1 protein-coding gene is annotated in these 836 nt (G+C 40.8%); it reads left to right on the plus strand.

The annotated features are described in order from the left end of the window. The first annotated feature begins 148 nt into the window (after positions 1-148). Positions 149-364, plus strand: coding sequence for a helix-turn-helix domain-containing protein (locus HC723_RS16950; RefSeq protein WP_190339932.1), 216 nt, complete (start codon positions 149-151; stop codon positions 362-364). Positions 365-836 lie beyond the last annotated feature (472 nt).

Genomic DNA, 836 nt, shown 5'->3' on the forward strand with positions numbered 1-836 from the left:
GTAATAACGTACGGCGAGAAGGATGATAGCGGATGGAAATTGACAACCTTTAAACATAATGAGGGTATCCGGTTGGTAAGCAGTACGGTATTTTACCGTAGATCAATCAAACTTTGCGACAAAACCGAAATTTGAGGTTCTACCAGCAGTGCTAAATTCTAAAATTTTGTCGCTGACGGGCATCTCAGCCAATAAGTTCATCAATGCACTTCGAATAAGCAAAGCTAAAAAGCTCTTATCAGAGAGAAGATCTATTACCGAAATTGCCTTCTTTGTTGGTTTTAACGACAGCAATTACTTCAGTACTAAATTTAAGTCAGCTACTGGCTACACGCCTCGCGACTATCGGGCTCGTTGCAAATAATCTGAGTTGATAAATAATCCCTATAATTGGGTTCTGATGACATGGTCTCCCTTCACCCCGGCTTTGTTGACGCGCTCATTAAATCGTCAATTTTGATTTGAGCGTATCTTCCTTTATCCTTGCCATCTATCTTCGTATCTAGCTCAATACTCATGCCTTACAAATACAACGAATCCAGACGCCATCACTTCAAAAAGCATACCTATCGGCAAACCAATTATGCCGAATACAACCAAAGTCTTCGTGATCGTGGCCGCATTGATATCTGGTTATCTGACTACATCATAGAGAACTGGCAAACTGTAGTGGTACGGTGATTTTGGCCACCTAATTAGAGGTGATATTATCACCTCATATATCAATAGGTGCCAATTATGACAAAACGAACAAGACCAACATTTAGCCCTGAATTTCGACTTGAATCTGCATTGTTAGTAACCGAACAAGGTTACACCGTTCAAGAAGCCGCTAG

This window comes from Vibrio sp. S11_S32, from assembly GCF_014694465.1.
Lineage (GTDB): Bacteria > Pseudomonadota > Gammaproteobacteria > Enterobacterales > Vibrionaceae > Vibrio > Vibrio algicola.